4 protein-coding genes are annotated in these 6548 nt (G+C 31.4%); all 4 read right to left on the minus strand.

Translation table 11 applies throughout. The features are described from left to right. Positions 1-154 precede the first annotated feature (154 nt). The 4 genes from ACWB0I_RS08975 to ACWB0I_RS08990 all read right to left on the minus strand — a co-directional run bounded on the left by ACWB0I_RS08975 (position 155) and on the right by ACWB0I_RS08990 (position 6353). Positions 155-604 carry a hypothetical protein gene (locus ACWB0I_RS08975; RefSeq protein ID WP_479387721.1) on the minus strand — a complete coding sequence of 150 codons (450 nt, stop codon included), beginning with the start codon at positions 602-604 and terminating at the stop codon, positions 155-157. 8 nt (positions 605-612) lie between these two features. After that, positions 613-3411, minus strand: coding sequence for a LamG-like jellyroll fold domain-containing protein (locus ACWB0I_RS08980; protein ID WP_479387722.1), 2799 nt, complete (start codon positions 3409-3411; stop codon positions 613-615). A 669-nt stretch (positions 3412-4080) separates the two neighbouring features. Continuing rightward, positions 4081-4929 carry a hypothetical protein gene (locus ACWB0I_RS08985; RefSeq protein ID WP_479387723.1) on the minus strand — a complete coding sequence of 283 codons (849 nt, stop codon included), beginning with the start codon at positions 4927-4929 and terminating at the stop codon, positions 4081-4083. 647 nt (positions 4930-5576) lie between these two features. Next, positions 5577-6353 carry a T9SS type A sorting domain-containing protein gene (locus ACWB0I_RS08990; protein WP_479387724.1) on the minus strand — a complete coding sequence of 259 codons (777 nt, stop codon included), beginning with the start codon at positions 6351-6353 and terminating at the stop codon, positions 5577-5579. Between the last annotated feature and the right edge of the window lie 195 nt (positions 6354-6548).

Genomic DNA, 6548 nt, shown 5'->3' on the forward strand with positions numbered 1-6548 from the left:
AACGGCTGTGCCCTGTATTAAACCTTGATGAGCAAGGCCAAACCTTTGGGATTATGTTCGTTTTCCTTACCAAGTGATATTTTAGAGAGAATAACCGAAGGTCCTGTCAACAAAATATCAGAACTTTTTGCCAGGAAATTTTTATGGCAAAATGTTAAGTTTGCGTAGAGTTTTTAGTTCTTCCTGAATATTTTATTTTTTCGTTTTCTACTGATTCAAGAAAATCAATAATGGTTTCTCTACTCATGGAGGTCATTGGTAACTGAATATGTTGTCCACCATTTGATGAAATTATAATAAAAGCTTTTCTTGTAATGAAATAAATTACTAAAAATATTAGAAACAATACAAAAGCGAGTATTTTGCCATCATTTTCAACCACGAATATACCAAATATAGAAATAAAAGCGAGAATTAAAAATACGGGATATGACTTTGTTACCAGACCACAGGAGGAAACCGAGTCCAGTGTTATGCTTATAAAATCAGATCCTCCCATTTTTTCATAATCATAACGTATTCGTTTATTTGTCAATGTTAAAATTTTATTATCGGATTCAAGAACGACTTGTTCGTCTGGTAAAAGATTATAGTTGTACTTCATATTTCCTCCTATCGTATCAAAATCATTTTCTTGCTTTCTATTTTATCGTTAAATCTGATCTGGTAATAATACACGCCACTGGAAACCGGTTGTCCAGAATCATTGGTGCCATCCCAGGTAACTTTGTAGCTGCCGGGTGATTGAGTTTTGTGAATGAGAGTCTTTACCTTTTGCCCTCGATTGTCATAAATATTCAATGTAATATTTCCTGTTTTGGGAAGGGAATATTGAATGGTGGTTGTGGGATTGAAAGGATTGGGATAATTCGGCGCTAAATTAAACCGTATAGGTCCTTGCAATGAATGATTAATAGTTGTTAGATCAGTACCAAATTCAAAGGAATATAAGCTGTCTTCAGAAACTAATAAAATTTCATTGATACCATTACCATCAATGTCACTAACAATTGCCTGTTTAATCTCACCGCTCACCTTTTTTTGTGCAATTAATTCTAAATTATTAGAAATAATTTTTAAAGTATCCGAAGAGGTTAGCCCAAACTCTATTTCTCCATCACCATTAAGATCGTTACCAAAAGCTATCCAACCTGAAATTGGGGATTGTTTCAATAGAGAAAGACTGTTATCCAGAATAACTTGATTGGTGAAGTATTTATTACCATTGGTGGCAATTATTTCTTTAACACCATCATGATTAATATCACAGGTAACGGCTCGCCAGTCAGCGTTATCTTTTCCATCGAAAGTATTTTCAATGGTTCCGGATAAATTAAAAACATGTATTTGACTTTTACCGTGGTAATAAGTTGGGTCGTGACCTTCAAATCCAATGATTTTATAGCTATTCGTATTATAAAAATCCACAAAACGATGGAAAGCGGCACCGTCATTGGGGTAATCATATATTTTATTCAACTCTAATTCACCATTTTCGTTTAATACCACTAACCGTAATTCGCCATCATTTATGTTATGACCTACAGCACCATTGTGCGAAGTGTAAACGGGTTCTGTAAATTCTAAAACATCATCATTGTCTATATCGGCAATTGAAACTCTGCTATTTCTAAAACCAATAAGCCCCATGTCAAAATACCAGAGAATATTTCCATCTAAATTATCAAAACAGACAACCCCTCTATTTGGATCAGAACCACCGTAATACCAGCCAGTTTTTGATGAAATTAATTTTCCATTAATAAAAACCTTGGGGTAAATTGATGCAGCAGCGGATGTTTGCTGAATAAATTGTTTCAAAAGTGTTCCATTCGCATCAAAAAAATATATCCCCGGATCGTCTAAATTTTCACTCCCTATTCCAATGTCAAGAATTCCGTCTTTATTAATATCAATTAAACTTGAAATGGCGCAGTTTCCATGGGGCAGAGTTTTATCTAAAATGGTAATGCCGTCTCTATCTAAAATTTTTAAATGATCATTCTTAACATATACTATTTCCAAAGATTCATCGCCATTAACATCACCAGTTAAAATAGTTATGCCACCTCCAGCAAAATCACCAAACACATCATCATTTATCATAAATTTTAAATTTAAAACATTATTAGTGGCTTTAGCGGTCGGGAAAGGATAAAAATAATTATCTTCTAAATCATAGCCAACATAATTCCAACCTTCTTGCTTATCAGTATAAAGATTTCCATATCTATCCACATTGGATATTCGTATTTCATCTATAATTCCTCTAAAATAATGAGGTTTTGCTGCATAACCATTTTTCCCTAACCAAATCATATCATCAGGGTTAGCAAGATTTAAGTTTTCAATGGATTCGTCCTGTAATTCGTCATTTAGAAATAATCGTTCTGTTTCACCATCATAAGTCAAAGCAACTTTATACCAGGTCTCTGGTTGTATTGCTTTTGATCTTAGATTCTTCATTGGATTCATTGAGTTATCAGGAAAGAAATATCCATCAACAACTAATGAATCTTTTTGATTCACATAGGTTACTAAAAGAGTTGCTAAAGGATTACTGCTCCCATAACGAGTAAGTACAAATTGATAACCATAATCGGTAGCTTTCTCATTTAATTTAAACCACATTTCAATAGTGCATTGTTCAAAATTTTGTAAAGATGATGAGACTGGAACCTTGGAATAAGATGTTCCATCAACTTTAAATTCCAGTGCATTTCCAAATAAGCCATGGGATGTCCAAAGAGCGCTTTCTAAGTTGCCATCGTTGTGATTATTTGTTGCGTCATAAAAAATGCTGCCCGATCTTTCATTAAAATGCCACAATGCTGCAGTGAACTCGTCAAGTGTGAATTCCTGTTTATTAAAAGTTTCAAATTTTCCGACTGTTATACTACTTCTATATGCTCCCATTCTGGTAGAATTTCCATCAGGTTGATATAACGCTCTATTGATAAAACCTGCATTATCAATATAATTTTTGTCCGTCAAGCCAAACCCAAGTTCATAATTGGTTATTTTTGTGGCATATTTTTTGGTCCCATCTTTATACACAAGTTCTATGGCATCAATATTACTGCCTACCTGATCATTAAAATATTTATATGGGAAAAAGCAATCAATTGTAATACAATCTCCTGTATTTGTTTCATTTCCCAAACTGTCACTAATGTAAACATCATAGAATTCAGTACCTGTAGAAAAATCATTTTTAAATCTGTTTTCCTTATTAATGTTTACAAATAAACGTTGATCATTGACATCAAAACTATGAACATGCACCCCACTACTTTCTTCATAAATGTTTAATTGGGCAAGATTCTGTGTCAAGCTTTGACCAAAGGTTAACAATATAAATACAGAATTAAGGATTAAGCTGATAAAAATATTTCGATATAATTTTTTCATGATGCGCCCCTCCTAAAGTTTTTAATAATTTTTTACAAAACATCAAAATTTACTTTATTCTCAAATTGAAAAAATCTTTATCTAAATTCATGTTTGTGACGTTGAATCATGAAGTGTAATAAATTCAGTTCTCTAATTATTGTTTAAATATTGCTTAATTCAGAGATTTTTATTCTCTGTTATTTAAGCTTTTCTCAATAATCGATTATTTTGTAAAATTTATGTCATCTTTAATAATATAAAATATTGTTAAGTTTCTTGTTATGGATATATTAGACTCGCTGCCTTAAATTTTAAAAATAAATAAATAGTCAATTCACAGGACGAATACGAATATTTTTTTATTCTAATTTAAAATTTAAATCCAAATGTAGCGATTAACGCGCCATTTCCCGCCTCAGATGAAGTCAGTCCAATTGCGCCATCATAACCTATTTTTAAACTTAACACGGGAATGATCTCAAATTCAAAAGCGCCACCAACAATTAGGCCTAAAGCATCTTTACTATAATATTTATAATCATAATATCCCCAACCATAAAGATCATCTATGTAATACTTTTATTCCCAGCTATCGTTTATATAACCAATACCTATTTTGGGCGTAAAGGCTATTCGTTTGGATAAATAATATGGTTTCTCATATTGTAAGGTTATATTTAACATATTTTATTCCATAGCGAAAATAATATTGGCGCCAACTCGTCCCCAGGATTTACCGCCATAGCCTATTGTCCCGCCCAGTACAAATTCTTCACCACCTTGGCTAAATCCCAGGCCGGCGCTGGGAGCAAAATAAAAATAATTTTCACTGGTTGGAGCCAATTTCTTTAAGTGAACCATTTCCTTTGGCTGCAGGGGATAGTCATATGGAAAGTAAGAATAATGAAAATTCGCCAGTTGATTCACAAATTCTTTGCGAATGGTATCCGTAAATTTTCCATTTACATTCTTTGCGATCAAAATCTGTCCATTAGAGGTATCGTAAACCCTGATGTGCAAACGCACCAGTCCTTCCCGCAGGTTTTGTTTTGCGTCTTTGTCACGATATAACAAACCACATTCTAAGATTCGGTAAGCAATGATGTAATCTGCGGAGGAGAGTTGGGTCTCCAAAAATATCAAATTATCGATATTTTCTGAAGAAGGTTTTATTTCAATATTTTTATCACCAAAATAAAGAGAATAATTTTTATTCAATTTTTCGCGAATCAGATTTTTAATTGAGTGAGCATCTCGTTCAAGTACTTTGTAGCCATTGTCAATCAAAGATTGAATTAATTGATCTTCTATCATTGCTACAATCGGTTTATCAATCGTCTCTTTTGTTTCAATGGATACTAACGAGACCTTACTCCCATAAGGAATTTGAGATTTTACAATTGAACTAAGATCAATCTTGCTAACCGTTTTTTCGATAAACAATTGGTTCGAATCTTCAAAGCGGGGATAAATGGTAATACAGCTATTTAGAAAAAAGATAAATAAAATAACCACTAATGTTTTTCTTGTTTTCATAAGAATCTCCTTATTTTATTTCACGTAGTGTCAAAAGTTTTTAGTTAATTTAATGTTTAATTTGAATGTTATTAATAAATTATCTAAAATTGGCTTGTCCTCCCCATAAAAGTAAAAAGCCTAAAAAACAAATTTACTCGCAGCCGGACAAGCAGTGTTAAAATTACGTATCCATCCGAAAAGGAATTCCAAAGCCATTTAAAATAAGAATCCGGGGGTATTGGTTTTGAACGGAAAACTGCTATTGTCACGAAGTTTGAATTTTCTGAAATTATTTGCGTTACTAAGACCAGTAATAAAGAAAGAATTTGCATACTTTTTCTCATATAATTGTTTTATTTTTTAGTTAAACATTGAATTTAAAAATCTATATAAAACTACTTCCTTCTACAAAATAAATAGGCACTTAACAGGACAGATAGTTTGTTATAGTGAAAATCCTGTTTAATTTGTTGGCTTGTCCTGCTGTTTTTTTTTGAAATTTTATGGTCGATATGATATTCCAAAAAGTAAGAGTTCATTCTGAAATTTCATCCTCCCGCTTCATTTATTCTCAATTTTTCAATTTTATCACTTTTGAAGAGCTTAGGCTTAATATAATCATTAAGCTATTTTCCTGTATTAGTAATGTTGCAGAAGTCTTATAGTTATCGTATCAAAATCATCTTTTTTGTTTGCACAAAATCTTTTGTTTTTAATTGATAAAGATAAATCCCAGTAGCAACATTTTTTCCTAATTCATCTTTACCATCCCAGGTAATTGAATATCTGCCAGGAATTTGTTTTCTATTAACTAAAGTAATAATCTTTCGACCTAATAAATTATAAATATTTAAAGTTACAGTATTCATTTTAGGAAGATCATATTTAATTATTGTCTTTGGATTAAAAGGATTAGGATAATTTTGATAAAGTATAAAATTTTTAGGAATCCCATTTGTTCCATCGCCAATGTCGGTTGAAGGCATAATGTTAATATATATTGTATCAACATCTGATAAATTACCTGGATCTATAACTGTAAATATTGATTGAACTTTGTCATTTACTCCTGGTGCTTTTATTATTAATAATGTATCACTTTGATACGAGTAAACATTTTTATTATTAAATGAAATAAAAATATTTAAATTCTTCAATGAATCATCCGGATCGTAGATAATATTGTTTAAATTGTAAATAAGAGAGTCATTATTATAAAATGTGGTGTCCTTTAATGATATCCACTTTGGAGGATCATTTTCCAGGTTCACAAAAAATGAAAAGCTAGAATTGTTACACCATTTATATGCACCGAAATTGTCGTAAGCCTTAACTTTCCAAAAATATTTTGTATTATCTTCCAGATTTTGCTCTAAAATTAAAGATGTATCTATAATATTTTTAATTTTAATTGAGTCTATGAAATCTTCAGTTTTTGACAAATATATTTCATACTTCAAGGAATCATAAGGGTCTGGATCATTAGATTTTTGCCAGACAAGCTTTGGAAGAATAGTATCAATTACACTATTATTTTCTGGCTCAAGTAAAGAAAACTGAGAAGGTGCTTCATTTTTGCTATTAATACAAAATTGCCAATATGAAGAATCATTCCTCCATGTCTCTCATCCATATTT

This window comes from Caldithrix sp., assembly GCF_056497305.1.